General features: G+C 35.3%; 1 pseudogene. It reads left to right on the top strand.

The annotated features are described in order from the left end of the window. A pseudogene (locus ADF62_RS10640) lies at window positions 1-129 on the top strand (IS110 family transposase); the annotation flags it as partial. Window positions 130-207: the final 78 nt, after the last annotated feature.

The raw sequence follows: 207 nt of genomic DNA, 5'->3' as shown, positions 1-207 counted from the left end.
AAAAGACAATCGACAATAGCTTCAACTAAGCCACATACGATTGCCTCTATACATCGTCTCATTCGAACAATGTATTACCTCATTACGCATAACAAACTTTACGATTACTCTTTGACCCAAAATCGATAAGGCTGTCTATACCGTATTATTGTAACACCTTGTTTCAAAAAATACCAGATGAGGTGTTTTTTTAGCATGCCCATTTAT

This window comes from Streptococcus sp. 1004_SSPC (assembly GCF_001069025.1).
Classification (GTDB): Bacteria; Bacillota; Bacilli; order Lactobacillales; family Streptococcaceae; genus Streptococcus; species Streptococcus vestibularis.
Note: the sequence above shows the minus strand (reverse complement) of the source record. Positions and strands in the feature narration are given on the sequence as shown.